General features: G+C 65.5%; 15 protein-coding genes. 11 read left to right on the top strand and 4 right to left on the bottom strand.

The window, feature by feature from the left end; translation table 11 throughout:
- Positions 1-3: 3 nt before the first annotated feature.
- Positions 4-768, top strand: a complete 765-nt coding sequence (locus C0V82_RS06245; protein ID WP_102111588.1) for a nucleotidyltransferase family protein — start codon at positions 4-6, stop codon at positions 766-768.
- Here C0V82_RS06245 and C0V82_RS06240 read toward each other — a convergent pair.
- Positions 765-2186: an aminotransferase-like domain-containing protein gene (locus C0V82_RS06240; RefSeq protein WP_158659765.1), complete on the bottom strand. Its 1422-nt coding sequence runs from the start codon at positions 2184-2186 to the stop codon at positions 765-767. The two genes, C0V82_RS06245 and C0V82_RS06240, sit on opposite strands and share 4 nt — an antisense overlap.
- 277 nt (positions 2187-2463) lie before the next feature.
- Here C0V82_RS06240 and C0V82_RS06235 point away from each other — a divergent pair, with 277 nt between their 5' ends.
- The 8 genes from C0V82_RS06235 (at position 2464) to serA (ending at position 11417) form a co-directional block, all read left to right on the top strand.
- Entirely contained in the window at positions 2464-3066 is a 603-nt protein-coding gene (locus C0V82_RS06235; RefSeq protein WP_102111586.1) for a LysE family translocator, read from the top strand.
- Between the two features lie 105 nt (positions 3067-3171).
- Complete coding sequence (locus C0V82_RS06230) at positions 3172-4533, top strand: pyridoxal phosphate-dependent decarboxylase family protein (protein WP_102111585.1); 1362 nt, start codon at positions 3172-3174, stop codon at positions 4531-4533.
- The gene (locus tag C0V82_RS06225; RefSeq protein WP_342752423.1) at positions 4487-5344 is read left to right on the top strand and encodes a PhzF family phenazine biosynthesis protein; all 858 of its coding nucleotides are present in this window, start codon (positions 4487-4489) and stop codon (positions 5342-5344) included. The genes C0V82_RS06230 and C0V82_RS06225 overlap by 47 nt, the downstream gene beginning before the upstream one ends.
- Positions 5337-5996: a LysE family translocator gene (locus C0V82_RS06220; RefSeq protein WP_102111584.1), complete on the top strand. Its 660-nt coding sequence runs from the start codon at positions 5337-5339 to the stop codon at positions 5994-5996. The genes C0V82_RS06225 and C0V82_RS06220 overlap by 8 nt, the downstream gene beginning before the upstream one ends.
- Positions 5997-6008: 12 nt before the next feature.
- Entirely contained in the window at positions 6009-6446 is a 438-nt protein-coding gene (locus C0V82_RS06215) for a GNAT family N-acetyltransferase (RefSeq protein WP_102111583.1), read from the top strand.
- A gap of 186 nt (positions 6447-6632) precedes the next feature.
- Positions 6633-8339 (top strand): hypothetical protein, encoded by a 1707-nt coding sequence (locus C0V82_RS06210; protein ID WP_245924178.1) that lies wholly within the window; start codon positions 6633-6635, stop codon positions 8337-8339.
- Between the two features lie 215 nt (positions 8340-8554).
- A complete protein-coding gene (locus C0V82_RS06205) occupies positions 8555-9712 on the top strand; it encodes a phosphoserine transaminase (RefSeq protein WP_102111582.1) in 1158 nt (385 codons plus the stop codon).
- Positions 9713-9836: 124 nt separating this feature from the next.
- The gene (gene serA, locus C0V82_RS06200) at positions 9837-11417 is read left to right on the top strand and encodes a phosphoglycerate dehydrogenase (RefSeq protein ID WP_102111581.1); all 1581 of its coding nucleotides are present in this window, start codon (positions 9837-9839) and stop codon (positions 11415-11417) included.
- A 68-nt stretch (positions 11418-11485) separates the two neighbouring features.
- Here serA and C0V82_RS06195 read toward each other — a convergent pair whose 3' ends face one another.
- Positions 11486-12049: a DUF1993 domain-containing protein gene (locus tag C0V82_RS06195; protein ID WP_102111580.1), complete on the bottom strand. Its 564-nt coding sequence runs from the start codon at positions 12047-12049 to the stop codon at positions 11486-11488.
- A gap of 217 nt (positions 12050-12266) precedes the next feature.
- On the opposite strand from C0V82_RS06195, the gene C0V82_RS27755 reads away from it, so the two are divergent.
- Both C0V82_RS27755 and C0V82_RS06185 read left to right on the top strand, forming a co-directional pair.
- Positions 12267-12629: a methyl-accepting chemotaxis protein gene (locus tag C0V82_RS27755; protein WP_054167173.1), complete on the top strand. Its 363-nt coding sequence runs from the start codon at positions 12267-12269 to the stop codon at positions 12627-12629.
- Between the two features lie 95 nt (positions 12630-12724).
- A complete protein-coding gene (locus tag C0V82_RS06185) occupies positions 12725-13963 on the top strand; it encodes a TIGR03862 family flavoprotein (RefSeq protein WP_102111579.1) in 1239 nt (412 codons plus the stop codon).
- On the opposite strand, the gene C0V82_RS06180 is transcribed toward C0V82_RS06185, so the two are convergent.
- Together C0V82_RS06180 and C0V82_RS26780 are read right to left on the bottom strand one after the other, a co-directional pair.
- Positions 13926-15218, bottom strand: coding sequence for a DUF3422 family protein (locus C0V82_RS06180; RefSeq protein WP_245924177.1), 1293 nt, complete (start codon positions 15216-15218; stop codon positions 13926-13928). The two genes, C0V82_RS06185 and C0V82_RS06180, sit on opposite strands and share 38 nt — an antisense overlap.
- 88 nt (positions 15219-15306) lie before the next feature.
- Positions 15307-18381 carry a hypothetical protein gene (locus C0V82_RS26780; RefSeq protein ID WP_158659764.1) on the bottom strand — a complete coding sequence of 1025 codons (3075 nt, stop codon included), beginning with the start codon at positions 18379-18381 and terminating at the stop codon, positions 15307-15309.
- Positions 18382-18400: the final 19 nt, after the last annotated feature.

The raw sequence follows: 18400 nt of genomic DNA, 5'->3' as shown, positions 1-18400 counted from the left end.
CCGATGGACACGCTGGTCCTGGCGGGATCGCGCGGGCCGGAGGACCCGGTGGCCAAGCTGATGGGCGTCAGCCACAAGGCCTTCGCCCCCATTGCAGGCGTGCCCATGCTGGTGCGTGTGGTGCGGGCGCTGATCGCGTCGCCCAGCGTCGGTATGATCCATATCGCCATCGAGCGGCCTGAACTGGTGGAACAGCACCCGGAATTGGGCCTGCTGCTAGCTGGTGGGCGCATCGCCTTGCTGCCGGCAGAAGGCAGCCCCAGCCGCAGCGTGTCGGCAGCACTGGAGGCGCTGGGCACGCCGCTGTTCGTGACCACGGCAGACCATGCGCTGCTGCGCCCGGAATGGGTGGATCATTTCCTGACGCATCTGCCGGACGGCAGCGATGTCTGCGTCGGTTTGGCGCGTGACAGCGTGATCCAGTCGGCGGTGCCGGAGACGAAGCGCACCTATCTGCGCTTTGCCGACGGGGCCTTCTCCGGCTGCAATATGTTCGCCTTCCGCACCCCCGCTGCCGCTGGTGTGGCGCAAATCTGGCGGCAGGTGGAGGCCCAGCGCAAACACCCGCTGCGCATGATCCGCCTGCTGGGCCCGCTGTCGATCCTGCGGTTCATGCTGGGCCGCCTGACCCTGACCGCCGCCCTGGCGCGCTTGGGTCGCATCACGGGGGCCAGGGCAGGGGTTGTGGAAATGCCCTTCGGTCTGGCGGCCGTCGATGTGGACAAGGCGGCGGATGTGGAACTGGCGGAACGGCTGCTGTCGGTTTAAACCCAGGCTGCACTGGTGGCGACCGGGTTGCTGATCAGGCTTTCCACCACGGACAGGCCCTTTTCCAACTGGCTGGCATGGTCCACGCCCAACAGGCAGATGCGCACCGCATTCTGCACCTCGCCCTTGCCGGGGCTGAAACCGTCGGCAGACGTAATCTTCACCCCGCGTTCCAGGGCGCCGCGCACCAGCTCCTCCCGCCGCACGTTTTCCGGAAGGGGCAGCCAGAGATGGGTTACGGCGTGGTCTGAACCAGTTAGATCCAGGCCTGACAGGACCGACCGGGCCAGGGCCTGACGTTCGGCCACCAGGGCGCGCCGACGCTGGGCGATGCGCACCGCCTCCCCACTGTCGATCAGTTCGGCTGCAACCACGACGCCCAGATGCGCCGGGGCCAGGACGGTGGCGCGCAGGATCGTGGCCAGCCGGTCAAACAGCGGGCGCGGCCCCACCACATAGCCCGTGCGCAGGCCGGGGAACAACGACTTGGACAGGCTGCTGATATACAGCGTCACATCTGGCCCCAGGCTGTACAGGGTCGGCGGTGCCGGCTGCTTCAGGAAGCCATAGACATCATCCTCGATGATCATCAACCCGATGCGCCGCGCCACATCGACCAGCGCGCGACGGCGGTCCAGGGACAGGGTGGCCGTCGTCGGGTTCTGCAATGTCGGCATGCAGTAGAGCGCGTGGGCGCCATGGGCGCGGGCCGCCTGTTCCACGGCGTCGGGCAGCAGGCCGTGGGCGTCCATGGCCACTGGCACCAGCCGCAGCCCCAGATGCAGCGCCACCGCCCGCAATCCGGTATAGGTCAACTGTTCCACCAGCAGCGTATCGCCCGGCCGCGTAACGGCGGACAGGGCCGTCAGCATGGCCCCCTGGCCGCCGACGGCCAGCAGCACCTGTTCGGGGGCCACATGCATGTTGGCGCTGTCGGCCAGCCAGTCGGCAATGGCGGCGCGCAGGCGCGGATGGCCCAGCGGGGTCTGATAGGACATAAGGGCCACCAGATCGGGCCGTTGCGCCACGGCCTGCGTTGCTGCCGTCAGGGCACCCGCGTCGGGCCACAGGGCTGTGGCATTTACCGACAGGTCGATCAGGCCAACATTCATCTCCATCAGGGTGCCGCCTGTGTCCGCCACCGGCTCTGTCAGGCGGCGGGGGTCACGCACAAAGGTGCCGCGCCCGACTTCGCCACCGATCAAGCCCTGACGTTCAGCCTCCTGGTAGGCCCGCGTGATAGTGCCGACAGTAACCTTCAGGTCCCAGGCCAGATCACGGTGGGTGGGCAGGCGGGTGCCGGGCGGCAGGGTCCCGTTGGCGATATCCTCCGCCAGGGCTGCCGCGATGGCGCGATAAAGTGGGCCCGGACGGTGGGCGATGGCGGGCTGCCAGCGGACGGTGGCGGGCTGATTCATGGCGCGCATCCTCAATCCAGATCCCGGTGACCACGGACGATCATCGGATTTAGGTGTCGAAAGCACCCGGCGTAACCGGGTTTGTCCCCGTCATGGCGGAAATTGTCCCCCTTTGTCGCATGGGTGCCAGGAACAATCCGCACATTGACGCCTGATTGTCCTCAAAATATCCAGAAGAGACGGCGTGATCAACCCGGCAATTCTGCGATACAGGGTGACAATTCACGCAAGGCAAGGGTGACAATGGTGATTGTCACCCATACATGGAGGGTGCGTGATGGAAAACAGCCTGAACGGAACCCTGCTGGCCCTGGCGGCCTATTGCGTCGCCACTTCCGTCACACCGGGCCCCAACAACATGATCCTGGCCGCCAGTGGCGCCACCTTTGGCGTACGCCGTACGGTGCCGAATATTCTGGGCATTGTCGTCGGCTTCGGTTCCCTGCTGCTTTTGGCCGGTATTGGCGGGGAGGCATTGATGCGCGCCGTGCCGATCTTGGAGCCAATCCTGAAATATGCCGGCGTGGCCTATATGCTTTACCTGTCCTGGAGGATCGGAACGGCGGGCCGTCCGGAGGCGGGATCACGCGCCGCACCCCTGACCTTCCTGCAGGCCGCGGCATTCCAGTTCATCAATCCCAAGGGTCTGGCCATGGCCCTGTCCGTCCATGCCATTTACCGCATGCCGGCACTAGGGGAGGTGGGAAGCATCGTAACCGTCACCGGCATGTTCCTGGTGGTGGGCATGCCCTGGACCCTTGTCTGGGTCCTGTTTGGCCAAGCCATGGGCCGCTGGTTGCGGGATGACCGCCGTCTGCGCCTGTTTAACGGTGCCCTGGGCCTCGCCACTGCAGCTAGTGCTTTGCTGCTGCTGATATGACGATCTTGTTATGGATACAATATCGTCATTGAGTGTCCATTGTCCTGATTGTACCTGTTGATTGTGTCGCCTACGGGTGACGTTCCCCCTGCGACAGGGACAATCATGGACGAACTTTCGTTGATCCGCGATGCCGATAGCCGCGCCGCCGCTTATCTCGGCGGCGTGGCCGGTCGCCGGGTCTTTCCAGATCAATCGGCGTTGGACGGCTTGTCAGCATTCGCGGAGCCGTTGCCCTATCGGGGTCGTCCAGCCGAGGAAACGCTGGCCATGCTCGATGGTGTCGGCGGTCCTGCGACCGTGACCAGCAATGGTCCGCGCTATTTCGGCTTTGTCATCGGGGCGGCACTGCCGGTAGCGGCGGCAGCGGAACGGCTGATGCTGGCCTGGGATCAATGCGCCTCTTCCTATGACAATTCACCGGTGGCGGCTGTGCTGGAACGGCAGGCGGGTGACTGGCTGCTGGAGGCGCTGGACCTGCCGCGTGAGGCGGCGGTGGGGTTCGGCACGTCGGCAACCGCCTGTGGTCTGGCCTGTCTAGCGGCGGCGCGCCGGTCGCTGCTGGCACGCAAGGGCTGGGATTTTGATCGTCAGGGGCTCGCCGGCGCGCCGCCCATCCGGGTGGTAGTGTCGGAGACGGTGCATATCACGGTGCGCAAGGCTTTGCGGGTGCTTGGTTTCGGCCTGGATAACCTGATCATCGCGCCCACCGATGAATTTGGCCGGATCGATCCTGACCGTCTGCCGCCCCTGGATGACAGCACGATCCTGTGTTTGCAGGCGGGAGAGGTGAATATGGGCGAATTCGATCCCTTCATCCCCCTGATCCGGGCCGCGCGGGTCGCTGGTGCCTGGGTACATGTTGATGGCGCCTTCGGCCTGTGGGCACGGCTGTCATCGGATGCCATGCGCCTCACTGCCGGGGTGGAGGGTGCGGACAGTTGGACCACCGATGGCCATAAATGGCTGAATACCCCCTATGACGGTGCCATCGCCATCTGCCGCGATGGCCACGCCCTGGCCGCCGCCATGAACAGCGACGCGGCCTATGCCACCGCCGATCCGTTTGCGCAGAAGAACCTGACCTTGGAATTCTCCCGCCGGGCGAGGGGCATTCCCATCTGGGCGGCCCTGCGTACCCTGGGCGTGGAGGGTATATCGGCGATGGTGGACCGCCACCGCGCCCTGGCCCGCCGCCTGGCCGACGGGCTGCGCGCCACGGGGTTCGAGGTGCTGAACCGTGTCGTCCTGAACCAGGTGCTGATCCGGGTGGCGGGCGACACCGATGATGGCACTCATCTGGCCCGCATCCGCAAGGCGGCGGAGGCATCGGGCGAGATCTGGTTCGGTCCCACCGTCTGGCGTGGGCGTCCCGCCGCCCGCCTGTCCGTCTCCAGCTGGCGCACGGGGGAGGCGGAGATTGATCACGCCATCGCCGTTCTGGCGCATTTACGCGAAACTGTCTGAAGCCATCTTCGAGGAACCCATCATGCGTCTGCCGCTCTATCAGGTCGATGCCTTTACCGACACTCTGTTCGGGGGTAATCCCGCCGCCGTGGTCCCGCTGGAAAGCTGGCTGCCTGACGCCGTCATGCAATCCATCGCGGTGGAGAACAATCTGGCGGAAACCGCCTTCATCCTGCGCGATGGCCAGGGGTGGTTCGTGCGCTGGTTCACGCCGGCCAACGAGATTGACCTTTGCGGCCATGCCACCCTGGCCTCGGCGTTCGTCATCAAGAATTTCATCAATCCCGATGTCAGCGAGATCCGGTTCCGCACCAAGGTGGCGGGGGACCTGCGCGTGATCATTGCCGATGGGCTTTACACCCTGGATTTCCCGAACCGCGCGCCGAAGGATATCGACATCCACCCCGACCTTGTCAGGGGACTTGGTGGGCCGGTACCGGAACTGGTGCAGGCAGCCCGCGACTGGTTCGTTGTCTATAAGGACGCGGCCACAGTTCGCGCCCTGTCGCCCGATTTTACCCTGTTGAATGGGGTGGGGCGCATGGTCATCGTGACCGCGCCAGGGGATGAGCCGGGGGTGGATCTCGTGTCCCGCTTCTTCGCCCCCATGGATGGCATTCCGGAGGACCCCGTGACCGGGTCCGCCCATTGCACCCTGATCCCCTACTGGGCGGAACGGCTAGACAAGGATGTGCTGGAGGCGCGGCAGGTTTCGGCGCGCGGCGGCACGCTGCATTGCCGCCTGCTGGGTGACCGCGTCCATATCGCGGGCCGCGCCGTCCTTTATCTGGAAGGCACGATCCATGTTTGACATCAGCTTGGTTGGCAATCTTCTGCCGGTGCCACTGCCCGTTCTAGGCGGCTTTGCGGCACTGAGCCTTGGCATGGTGCTGACGCCGGGTCCCAACATGGCCTATCTCGTCTCCCGGTCCATCTGTCAGGGACGCGGCGCCGGCCTGATCTCGCTGATGGGGGTAGGGACCGGCTTTGTCATCTTCCTGACGGCGACGGTTTTGGGCCTGACCGCGGTGCTGTCTGCCGTACCTCTGGCTTTCGACCTCATCCGCTGGGCCGGCGCCGCCTATCTGGCGTGGCTAGCCTGGAACGCGCTGCGTCCCGGCGGACATTCCCCGTTTCAAGTTCGCGATCTGCCGCCCGACAGCCCTCGTCGCCTTTACACAATGGGACTGGTGACCAACCTGCTGAACCCCAAGGCGGCGATGCTGTACCTGTCGCTCTTGCCGCAATTCATTGATCCGGCGCGCGGGCCTGTCCTGGCGCAGGGTCTGGAACTGGGCGCTGTGCAGATCAGTATCAGCCTGTCGGTGAATGCCATTTTCATCCTGATCGGTGGTGGCATCGCCTGCTTCCTGGCAGGGCAACCGGTTTGGGCGCGCGTGCAGCGCATGGTCATGGGATCAGTCCTGGCCGGGCTTGCCGCTCATATGGCGATCAATCGATAAAGGAAGGGCGCCATGGATATCTGGGAAATCCGCCGCGATGATGGGCATGTCATCAGCAATGATCCGGCCCGTCTGAACTTCGATATTATCCATCCGGCCCTGGCATCCAGCTATTGGTCACCGGGAATCAGTCGCGCGAAAGTCGAGCAGGCTGCACGCCATTCGGTGGCAGTTGGCCTCTATGATTTCAATTGTTTCCAAATCGGCTATTGCCGCGTCATCACGGACCACACCAGTTTCGCCTATCTGGCGGATGTCTGGGTAAACCCGGAACGGCGCGGTGCGGGGCTTGGAACCTTCCTGGTGGACAGTGTGGTCAACCGTCCTGAATGGGCGGATTTGCGCCGATTCCTGCTTTTCACGGCGGACGCGCACGGGTTGTACGCAAAGTTCGGTTTTGCAGCACTGGATAAGCCGGAAAGGGCCATGTGGCGGCCCGCAAAGGCCTGATGGGTACGCGCATAGGTGGTATAAATCGCCTATGCCTTTCGGTCTATCCAACCCGTCCGTTATTCCTCTGTTTACCCCGGATGGAGAATTGAGCAAGATAGCCCGGCTTTCAGACTTGCCGTCCGCTGGCGCCGCCCCGTTGGTTTGACGGTCGGCGTTCGAGATGGTTTTATCGAGCCCTGGCCTGTGGACAAACAGAAACTCATCGGTACCGTCCAGACGGTCTATGAACTGCACAGTTTCCACACGGACCTGTGGCTGGTGGTGCGGGAGTCGCCCGACCTGCGTCAGCTGGAACCGTCGGCTGCCATGCTGGTTCAACGCAATGAGGTGGATGGTATCCGCCTTGTCCGCCGTTCCGACTATAAGGACCATGAGTTCGTTACCACCGTGACCATGGTGAAACGCCTGCGCAATGGCGTGCAGGAAGTCGACCCGCTGGCCCGGGCCAATCCGGGACGGGACGCGTCGTGGTGCGATAAGCCTGAAGACCTGATGGGCGATATCCAGCGCCAGATGTTCCGTACCTTCTTCATAAAGTTCCTGGATGAGAAACGGCTGACCCCGCTGGAAATCCTGAATTACGAGGTGCATGCCCGGGTGTTGGATCAGGCAGGTACGACGGTGCAGGGTGCCTTGCAGCGTCTCGCCTCTGTACAGGTGCGGGGCACCAAGCAGACCGCCGTGTCGCGCATGAAGGAATTGATGAACATCGCCGACAATGGTCTGGCGACGTTGGTCAAGGAATCCAAGGGCAACCCGCCCATCAAGATCGGTCCTGGCGGGCTGCTGGAAGTCGTTTCCGCCTATAAGGGCCTGCCGGAAGGGCTGTCGCGGGCGCTTTACCGCGCTGTGGCTGCGCATCTCGCCGATGCCAAAAGCTGGGTGGAGAAGCTGGATCGGCTGTTTCAGCTGTTCACGCCGGACCTGTCCTTGCGTGAGATGCGCGTCCTGGACAGCTTGGCCGCCGAAATCCTGGCCTCTCCCCTGGCGCTGAAGGAACTGGCGGGACAGGAGAAGACGCGCCTGGAACTGGTGCTGAACGCGGTTGATCTTTATGTCGGCAATCTGGGGTCGGGGCAGGGGGAACAGCCGGCGGGCGTGAAGGCCCTGTCCATGCTGCTGTCCGAAGGGGTGCTGCCCCGCACCCTGGCCGAACTGCGCCTGGGCCTGTTGCGTCATCTCCATTCCCGGCTGCCGCTGCGCAGCGACCGGGGCATCCGGGATGAGATGGAGGCCACGGTCGAGGTCATCACCTATCTGCGCCAGCACGCGCCGACCCTGGCCCGGGATGAGGAGGTGCTGGAGGCGCTGGCGCAGCGCGCCGACCGTTTGATCCAGCCGGAGGCGATGTCCGAACTGATCGGCCCCATTAGGGGGGCAGTGACCAAGGCGGAAACGGTTCTGTCCCTGGCCGAAACCGCGCCGGGCGATGCGCCGAAGGCGAAGATCGCAACGTACCTGCGCAGCCTGATCGTGCCGGAGGATTTCATCCGCGAGGTCGGCAACCGGATGGAGGCGATCAAGACGCTGGGCACCATGGCCCGACGCATCGTGATGTCCGGCATGCCGGCGGCACCCAAGCGGGAAATGGCCGAAATCCTGGACAGCGCCATCTTCGACAGTATCCGCACGGAAATCCTGGCTAATCAGGCCATGCCGTTCGCCGACCGTATCCTGACCATCGTGCGACTGTGCGGTGGCCTGCCGGAAGGGCGAGCGCGGCAACTGGCTGCGGATCAGCTGACCCAGGCGCTGAAGCGACCGGAATTCATCCTGAACTATCTGGAACGTTTCCCCGGCGCCACCGAACGCCGCGACGCCTATTTCAAGCTGTGCAATGCCATGCTGGAATCCGGTCTGGTGGACAAGTCGCTGCTGCCCATGGGGTAGTGATGGTCGCCGTACCATTGCTGGCCGGCGACCGCCGGCCCGGCGCCTGAGGGAACAAACTAGAAGTAATTTTCTTTCCTCTGCGTGCCCCGCAGAGCAGAAATCTGATCCACGCGCAGCGATGCCCCATTGACGGGCACCTTTCAAATCCATAGCTTCGGCGGCGGGTCACACCCCCCCAACGGGGTGCTACTATTCTGGAAGGAATAGCCATAATGGCTGCGCCGAAGCCGGGCAATCGCCCCGCTAATCCGCAATTCTCGTCGGGTCCCTGCGCCAAGCGCCCCGGCTGGACGATCGAAGCCCTCAAGGGCGCCCTGACGGGCCGCTCGCACCGCTCCAAGCCTGGCAAGGCCAAGCTGGAGCAGGTGATTACCCTCTCCAAAGACATTCTGGGCATCCCCGCCGATTACCGGCTGGGCATTGTTCCCGCTTCCGACACGGGCGCTGTTGAAATGGCGCTGTGGTCGCTGCTGGGTGCCCGTGGCGTCGACATGCTGGCCTGGGAGAGCTTCGGCAAGGATTGGGTCACCGACGTCGTCAAGCAGCTGAAGCTGACCGATGTCCGTCAGATGGTCGCCGGTTATGGCGCGCTGCCCGACCTCACCGCCGTTGATTTCTCCCGCGATGTGGTCTTCACCTGGAACGGCACCACGTCGGGTGTGCGCGTCGCCAATGGCGACTGGATCGCCGCTGATCGTGAAGGCCTGACCATCTGCGATGCGACCTCGGCCGCGTTTGCCATGGACCTGCCCTGGGACAAGCTGGATGTCGTCACCTGGTCCTGGCAGAAGGTGCTGGGCGGTGAAGCCGCACACGGCATGATCGCGCTCAGCCCCCGTGCCGTTGACCGGCTGCTGAACTATAAGCCGTCCTGGCCGCTGCCGAAGATTTTCCGCATGGCCAGCAATGGCAAGCTGTCGGAAGGCATCTTCAAGGGCGAAACCATCAATACCCCGTCGATGATCGCCGTTGAAGACGCGCTGGACGGCTTGAACTGGGCCAAGTCGGTGGGCGGTCTGGAGGGGCTGATCGGCCGTTCGGAAGGCAACCTGAAGGCGGTTGCCGACTGGGTCGCTAAGACCGACTGGGTCGATTTCCTGGCCGACACCGTGGAAAGCCGTTCCTGCACCTCCATCTGCCTGAAGATCGTTGACCCCTGGGCGACGGAACAGCCGGCGGAAGCCCAGGCCGAGATCGCCAAGAAGCTGACCAGCCTTCTGGAGAAAGAAGGCGTGGCACTGGACGCCGGCTCCTACCGCGATGCCCCGCCGGGCATCCGCATCTGGGGCGGCGCCACCGTCGAGAACGCCGACATCGTGGCCCTGCTGCCCTGGCTGGACTGGGCCTATGCAACGGTCAAGGCCGGCTGATTGATTGCCGGGAACGGGCAAATGGCCCGTTCCCGTACCCCCACATTAAATTCCTGAGCGCCCGTCTGCCGGGGTTCATGCCCCCCCCTGACGCGCGGCGCCATATCCCGTGAAGGATAGTCACATGCCCAAGGTTCTGATTTCCGACAGCCTGAGCCCCCGCGCCGTTGAGATTTTCAAGGAGCGCGGCGTCGAGGTCGATGTGAAGGTCGGCCTGAAGCCCGACGAGTTGAAGGCCATCATCGGCGAGTATGATGGTCTGGCCATCCGTTCCAACACCAAGGTGACCAAGGATATCCTGGCCGCCGCCACCAATCTGAAGGTTGTCGGTCGCGCTGGTATCGGTGTTGATAACGTGGACATCCCGGCCGCCACGGCCCGTGGCGTCGTCGTTATGAATACGCCGTTCGGCAATTCCATCACGACGGCCGAACACGCCATCGCCATGATGTTCGCGCTGGCCCGTGAAATCCCGGCAGCCAATGCATCCACCCATGCCGGTAAATGGGAAAAGAACCGCTTCATGGGCGTGGAGTTGTTCGGCAAGGTACTGGGCGTTATCGGCTGCGGCAATATCGGCGGCATCGTCGCTGATCGCGCCATCGGCCTGAAGATGAAGGTCATCGCCTTCGACCCGTTCCTGTCGCCGGAACGCGCCACGGAAATCGGCGTGGAGAAGGTGGAACTGGAAGACCTGCTGAAGCGCGCTGACTTCATCACCCTGCACACCCCGCTGACCGAAGCGACAAAGGGTGTGCTGGACGCCAAGGCCCTGGCCAAGACCAAGAAGGGCGTGCGCATCATCAATTGCGCCCGTGGCGGTCTGATCGTGGAAGAGGCACTGCAGGCCGCCATTGAGGCTGGTCACGTTGCCGGTGCCGCCTTGGACGTGTTCGCGGAGGAGCCGGCCAAGGCCCACCCGCTGTTCGGCAATGAAAAGGTTGTGGCCACCCCGCACCTGGGCGCCTCCACGACGGAAGCACAGGAAAACGTTGCCCTGCAGGTGGCCGAGCAGTTGGCCGACTATCTGGTCAATGGTGCGGTCGTCAACGCGCTGAACATGCCGTCGGTCACTGCCGAGGAAGCCCCGCGTCTGCGCCCCTATATGAAGTTGGCCGAACAACTGGGCGGTTTCGTGGGTCAGTTGATCGATGGCAGCCTGAAGGGTGTCGCCATTGAGTATGAAGGCCAGGCCGCGACGCTGAACACCAAGCCGCTGACCGCCATCGTGCTGAAGGGCCTGCTGGGTCCGCTGATGGAATCGGTGAACATGGTCAACGCCCCCGTCATCGCTAAGGAGCGTGACATCAAGGTGGCCGAAACCAAGCGTACCAATGACGGCGATTATCAGACGCTGGTCCGCATCATCGTTACCACCGACAAGGGCACCAACAGCGTCACCGGTACCCTGTTCGGTGGCGACAAGCCCCGTCTGGTCGAAATCGACGAAGTGCCGATCGAAGCCGAAGTGACGCCCTTCATGCTGTTCGTTCGCAACGAGGACAAGCCGGGCTTTATCGGCAAGCTGGGCACGACGCTGGGCAATGCCAGCGTCAATATCGCCACCTTCCACCTGGGTCGCACGGCACCGGGCGCCAACGCCATCTGTCTGGTGTCGGTCGATCAGAAGGTGGATGACGCCCTGCTGGCCACCATCCGTGCCCTGCCCAGCGTTGTGCGTGCGACGGAACTGACCTTCGCCTGATCCTGACCGGGATCGGCTAAGGGGAGAGGGGAGGGCATTGGCCCTCCCTTTTTCTTTGTGCGCGAGGGTCAGGCCGGCGTCGCCCCTGGCGGGCGCAGATAGGCCAGCATGTGCGCGACATAATCGGCTTTGCCCAGCGGAATGCCGTGATGGCGCAGGATCGTGTAGACCGTTGTCAGGTGGAAATAGAACTGCGGCAGGCACCAGTCCCGGGCATATTGTTCAGGTGACATGTCAAAGACCATGCCGTTTGGCAGGGCCAGGCCGATGGTGCGCCTGTCATGCCGGTCCAACGCGCTTGGCTCTAGTGCTGTCAGGAAACCGATCGCCGCCGACAGGCATTCCCGCGCCTGGACCCAGCTGCCGGGATTGGCATTGGCGTTCCATCCCTGCTGACGGATGGCCAGCAGCGTATCGGGCAGGGCGACGTCCTGAAGACGGTAGAACGGTTCCTGCGCCTGAAAGCAGGCAAAGCGGATTTGCGCTGCCAGAGGATACATGTCAGGTGCCAGCCGATTCGACAGCAGTGCATCGGTATCTGCCCCCTGATGGGCCTGCGCCTTGTCCAGCCAGCCGCCCATGGCGCGCAGCATCTGCGTGAAGGTCGGCACCAGAAGCTCATGCAACGACATTTCATCCCTCGTCCGGTTGATCGTTCCCGGACTGTAGCGCCCATGGACGGGGGGCACGCCATCCCGTCGATGCCGGCATCCCTCTTCCTATCCGAAAGTGATGTGTTCGGTGGAAAATCGTAACCATGGTGTTCGACAGTTTGTGCTATGTAGTCTGTCGGACCCGGTGGACCCGGGCCCTTGATCGGACAACCCCTGAGACGCAAGGCCTTTGCAGATGAAGTACGGCAGCGAATCGAGCAATCTCTCCGGCGCTGGCAAGAGCGAGGTGTCCTCCGCCTTGCAGGAAATCAGCCGTGAGTTGGAAGGCCTGCGGACCGAAATTGAGAAGGTCGGCACGGTGGCGCAGCAGATTGACGCCATTGCCAAGCAGACCAATCTGCTGGCCCTGAACGCCACCATCGAAGCCGCCCGCGCGGGCGAAGCCGGCAAGGGCTTCGCGGTCGTGGCCGGTGAAGTGAAGAACCTGTCGGGCCAGACCGCTGCCGCGACGGCTGAAATCTCTGCCGTGCTGCAGAGCCTGACCAAGCGTACCCAGCATCTGGGCCAGCTGGTTGAGCGCGCCATCACCCACGCCTGATCGCGTGTTGTGACAGTGGAAAGGGCGGTGCCGGTGACGGCGCCGCCCTTTGCGTTTTGAATGATGTTCCAAGGTAAAGTTTCAGGATCGTATTGATGTTGAACCGCCCCATCCTGATCATCGGCGCTGGCCCTGCGGGTCTGATGGCGGCAGAAATCCTGGCCGGTGCGGGCCATCGCGTGGAAATCCACGACGCCATGCCCAGCCCAGCGCGCAAGTTCCTGATGGCCGGACGCGGCGGGCTGAACATCACCCATTCCGAACCGCTGGATCGGTTCATCACCCGTTATGGCGTTGCCCGGCCCTTCATGGACCCGCTGATCCGGGCTTTCACGCCCACCGACCTGCGCGACTGGTGCCATGGGTTGGGGGTGGAGACATTTGTCGGCTCCTCCGGCCGGGTTTTCCCGAAAAGCTTCAAGGCGTCCATCCTGCTGCGCGCCTGGCTGCAACGGCTGAACGGCTTGGGGGTGAAGCTGTTCACGCGTCATCGCTGGACGGGTTGGGCCGATGCCGGGGCCGTTTCGTTTGATACCCCAACGGGTCCGCAGACGGTCCAGGCCACCGCCACCATCCTGGCACTGGGTGGGGCCAGCTGGCCGCGGTTGGGGTCGGATGGCGGGTGGAGTACGCTGCTGGCGGCGCGCGGTGTGCCGCTCGCCCCGTTCCGCCCGTCCAACAGTGGCTTTGATGTCGCCTGGAGTGCCGGGTTCCTGGAGCGGGCAGAAGGGGAGCCGCTGAAGCGCATCGCCCTGACCTTCAAGGACCGAACCGTTCCCGGTGAATTGGTCGTCACGCGCACGGGGCTTGAGGGTGGGGCGCTTTATGCCCTGTCGGCGCCGCTGCGCGACGTGATCGAGCGGGACGGCAAAGCGGTGGTGCATCTAGACCTGAAGCCCGACCTGACGGGGCCGCAGGTGCAGAATAAGCTGGCGCGTACCCCGCCCGCCGACAGTCTGGCCAACAAGCTGCGCAAGGGTCTGACCCTGGGGCCGCCCACCGGTGCCCTGATCCGGGAATTCGCGGGCGATGCCGATCTGGGCCGAACCGCCAATCTGGCGGCGCTGGTCAAGGCCCTGCCGGTGACCCTCTCCGGACAGCGGGGGTTGGACCGTGCTATCTCCAGTGCGGGCGGCATCAAGCTGTCGGCACTGGACGGCAACCTGATGCTGACCGCGCTGCCGGGCGTCTTTGCCTGTGGCGAGATGCTGGATTGGGAGGCACCGACGGGCGGATACCTGCTCCAGGGTTGCTACGCGACGGCGGTGGCGGCGGCCAGGGGGGTGGAGCGGTACCTCATTTCCCAGACGACACCGCCCGGCGAAGGCGCCTGATCCCCACCCAGACGGCGGCGACGATGGTCGGCACGGCAATGCCGGTCATCAGCGCCTTGGGCGGCAGGCCGCCAATGGTGGGCAATCCATCCACCACATATTTCACCAGCCCCAGCAGATAGTAGGATATGGCGAAGACCGACAGGCCTTCGACCGCTTCCTGAATACGCAACTGAGTGCGGGCGCGGTGTTCCAGGCTTTTCAGGATTTCGGCGTTCTGTTCCGCCCGCTGCACATCCACGCGCGTGCGCAACAGCGAACTGGCGCGGCTGATCCCGGCTGCCAGCTCTCCCTGACGCCGGGCCACCGCCTCACAGGTGCGGACAGCGGGGCGGAAGCGGCGTTCCAGGAAGACGCCCAGGCGCTGCAGGCCGGGTATCCGTTCTTCCCTTAATTCCTCCACCCGACGTTCGACCAGTTCGGCATAGGCGGTCGTGGCTCCGAACCGGTAACGGCAGCGCACCGACAGGGCTTCTGCTTCGGCGGCCAACCGGGTCAGCGCATCCAGAAGCCCATGTTCCTCCGCCAGATTGCCGCCCAGGGCGGTACGGGCCACGATGCCTTCCAGCCGCTGTTCCAGGCTGGCCAGTTCCGGCCCCGCCTCCCGCGCCAGGGGCAGGCCCAGCAGTGCTGTCATGCGGTAGGTCTCAATCTCCAGCAGGCGCTGGATCACGCGGCCGGCATGGCTGGCCGACAGGGCCTTATCCCGGACCAGGATACGGGTATGGCCGTCACTGCCCAGGTGAAAGTCGGTCCAGACCAGCGCTTCACCGCCCGCCACCTCGCTGCCCAGCAGTTCACCGCGTGGGAAGATGGCGGACAGGCTGTCGGGCGTGTGGTGCGGGTCTCCATCCGGCTCCAGTCGCAGATGGCAGGCGACCAGACGCGGTCCCGGCAGCCGCGAGGTCCAGTCAGCCAGACGCGGGGACAGGGCCGACCAGTCCCCCGCCTCACCCGGCGCCATGTCGGCAATAGTGACGGCGGTGAATTCGGTATGGCGTTCCCATTTTACAGTGCGGCCATCGACCAGCAGCTGCACCTGCCGCAGTTCCAACCCTGGAAGGGGCAGGCCGACATCGCGGCACAGCGCCAGCAGGTGGGCGTGATCAGCCCCCAGTTCCCCCGTCAGATGGGCCAGATGGGTGATGCGCGCCGGGGTCGTGATCCGCATGTGCGGACGCGCGTGCAACTCGTCATTCAACTGCGTGCGTTGGGGATGATCCCTTCCGTCGCGCCCGTCCGGTGCCATCGCCATGAAGTTCCCCCGGTTCATTATTTTGATTATGGTTAACTATGACGTGGGTGGTGATGATGCGCCATGAGACATGTTGGCAAGATGCCCTTTACGCCCGCACCCCGGAACCGCGTGATGCCGATTGGACACGCGCCCAGAAATGTGCGCCGGTCTGAAACCCGATGGTGCCGGCGTATCCGACCGTTTCAAGACTGTCGCGGAAGATGGTGCCGATGGATTGGCGCAGCTCCGCCGACAGCAGCGTCTGGGTGCGGATCATCAGGTCGAAGCGGCCGGGCCAGACCAGCCCATCCAGCTGCATGGGGCCAAGACGGCTGAAATTCAGGTCCAGAAGGAAGCGCTTGGCAGGGCCACGGCCGTCGGCACGCTTCTCCTCTCCCTCCTGGTCCGTCGCGCTGCGCACATGCAGCTGGGCGCGCATCACCTGTTCCGGCACGCCGAACGGGATGGGCATGCCGCGCCAGCCGTCGGGCGTTGGTTCCGCCGCCTGCCGCGCCGCCGCCTGGAAATCCTCCCGCAACTGGGCCAGCAGGCGGGCACCACCCCGGCCCTTCAGAATCTCGGTCGCTTCCCCGCCCAGCCAGCCCGAGGCATCACCACCGCGCAGGGCCGACAGGAAAAAGGTCAGGTTGGTGGTCAGGCGTTTGCTGGGCTGCGGTAGGATATTGGCGGCGATGGTGCGCGCCATGGCGGGATCGGCGGCCATCAGGGCCGACATCACCTCCCGCATGGCGGGCCAGTCGCTGCCCTGGCCAGGGTCAAGCGGGGGCAGCATGCTGGCCATATCCCGGTTTTGCGGGATTTCCAGGGCCAGCGTCAGGTTGGTGCCGGGTGGCAGATCGGTGCGCGCCCGCAGAACCAGGGTTCCCGCCGGTGTCGTCACCACGGGCTGCCCCTGGCTGGTATTGCCAACCAGGGTGCCGGTGACAGAGTTGGCCGGCGCGTCGTCCAGACTTGCCGGGGTTGCCCCCGCCATCTCCACCGACAGGATACGCAGTTGCACCGGCTGCCCATTGGGCAGGGGGGCCGGACGGGGGGGCTGCGGTGGCGCTGACGGTACGGTGGGGGCCGCGGTCGCCGGGGCCGGTGCGTCGCCGCGCAGACGGGCAGTCTGGACCACGGGTTCAGTCTCCGGTGCTGGCGCAGGGACGGAGGTCGGTGTCGGCCGGGCGGGCTCGCTCCCGGTCTGGGGCATTGTGGGGGCAGGTGGGCGCGAAGCGTTGTTGCCGGGAGACAGGGCGGCGGGCGCGGGCGGGCCGGTGCGATCCGGCCTATCGGGCATGGCCGGTGGGCTTGTCGGAGGCTGTGCCGGCTTCGCGTCTGGCTGTGTGCCAGCCGGCGTCGTCGCGGGTGCAGTCTGGGGCGATGGGGGCAGGGCGTCACGCGCCCGCGCCACCTGCACCGGCGGGGCGGGGGCATACTCCGCCTGACCAGGGATCGGCAGCGGGAGGGGGCGGCTGTCATTGCCGGCCGGGGGTACGGCGGGTGCTGTTGGTTGTGCCGGGACGCTGGGCGCTGGTGCCGGTGGCGCGTTGGGTGTGGGTACTGTCGACGGCGCTGTTGGTAGGGCGGGTGTTTGCGGATCGCGCAGCCGTGCCGCCTGGATCGCCTGTGGTTGCGGCGCGCCGGGTTGGGCGGGTGTTGGCTGTGGTCGTGTCTGTTCCCCCGTCGGTGGGGCCGTGGGGGGGGATGGCGGCTGTCCGCCCCGGATGCGGGCCAGGGGTATTTCACCGGTCTCCGGTTCCACTCCGGGCGGCTGCGGCGTCATCGGCGGCGACAAAGAGGCTTTGCCCGGGAGCGGACTGTCGGGAGCCGGGCCATTCGTTGGGGCGGGAGTTGCGGGGGCCTGACCATCGGCGGGCTTTGCCGCCTCTGGAACAGGCACCTTTAAACCGGGCAGCGGCGGGAGGGATGGTCCTGCTGGTGAGGTGCTGGTCGGAGGGGCTGTGGGCGGCTGAGGCGGTGATGGCTGCCGCGCCCGTGCCAATTCCTGCCCTCCCGCAGCGGCGGGCAGGTCGGGCATGGGAGCGCCAGGTGTGGCGGGTGCGGTCGGGCGGGATGGGGCCGCCGTAGGCTCAGCGGGCCTTCCGCCACCCGTTGGTGCGGGACTGGGCGTTGGAACCGGTGTGCCCGCCGCCGGTTGTGTCGATGGGGCGGTCGCTGGGGCTGACGGTGCCGCCGACCGCAGCCGCGCTTCCGTTACCGGCGGCGGCTTCGATGAAGGGCTGTCCAGGTCCTGGAAGGAGAATAAGCCGGATGAGGGGGTGGTGGGGATATTGTACCGTGCCAGCCGGGCCAGACGCGCGGCATCCGGGGCGGGTGGCGTTGTTGGCCGTTCCGCTGCGGGTGCCGGGGGCTGGTCTGGTGTGTCGGTCGGGGGCAGTGCTGGTTCCCGCGATGGCGGGGCGGCAACACCGGGCTTGGCCACCACCGCTGGCGTATCGCCCAGCAGGGCGGTCAGAGGCGGCAAGGAGGCCGAGCCGGGGAGCGGCACCTTCACCTGAGACGGCGCGGGGCTGGGCGTGCTGCCTGTGTTGGGAGTAGGCGTCTGGGGTGTGGGCACAGACGCCGGTGGGCTTGCCGTTTCCGCTGTAGCCGCACCGCCACCGGGCGCTGGCGCCTGTCCCGATGGCGTGGCGGTGTTGGCACCGCTGGCGGCGTTGCTGGTGCTGACGGGGGGCGGCGGTGATGGTGCGCGTGGCGTGGCGGCCACGACGATGGCGGCGATGGTGGCCCCAGGTTGAATCTGCGGCAGGGGCTGGGCCGCCGGGGTGGGGGCCGTGGTCTGCGGCGTGGCGGCCTTGTCGGTGGCAGGATTGTTCACCGCCGGGGGCGGCGGCTGTGTCTGCGGTGGGGCCAGGGCGGCGGCGCGGGGCGGGCTTCCCGCCACCTGCGGCGGGATGCGCAGGGTGACGGGGCGGTCGGTGGGCAGCGGGGTTGGCGTTTCAACCGACACATCACCGGCGGCGGTGCGGATGGTGGCCTTGCCATCCTCCTGCGTCACCACCTGACCGGATACGACCAGCGCGCGGTCAAGCCCCGCCAGCTTGTCCGGCAGGGCACGGATCATGACATCGGCCAGCGGCACCAGACTGGCGCCGGATGGTGCCGGACCGGTCGTGGTCCCTGCCCCCGTCAGGGCGGGAGGAAGGGGGGCGGACATCGTGTCCGGCCCGCCCGAT

This window comes from Niveispirillum cyanobacteriorum (assembly GCF_002868735.1).
GTDB classification, from domain to species: Bacteria; Pseudomonadota; Alphaproteobacteria; order Azospirillales; family Azospirillaceae; genus Niveispirillum; species Niveispirillum cyanobacteriorum.
Note: the sequence above shows the minus strand (reverse complement) of the source record. Positions and strands in the feature narration are given on the sequence as shown.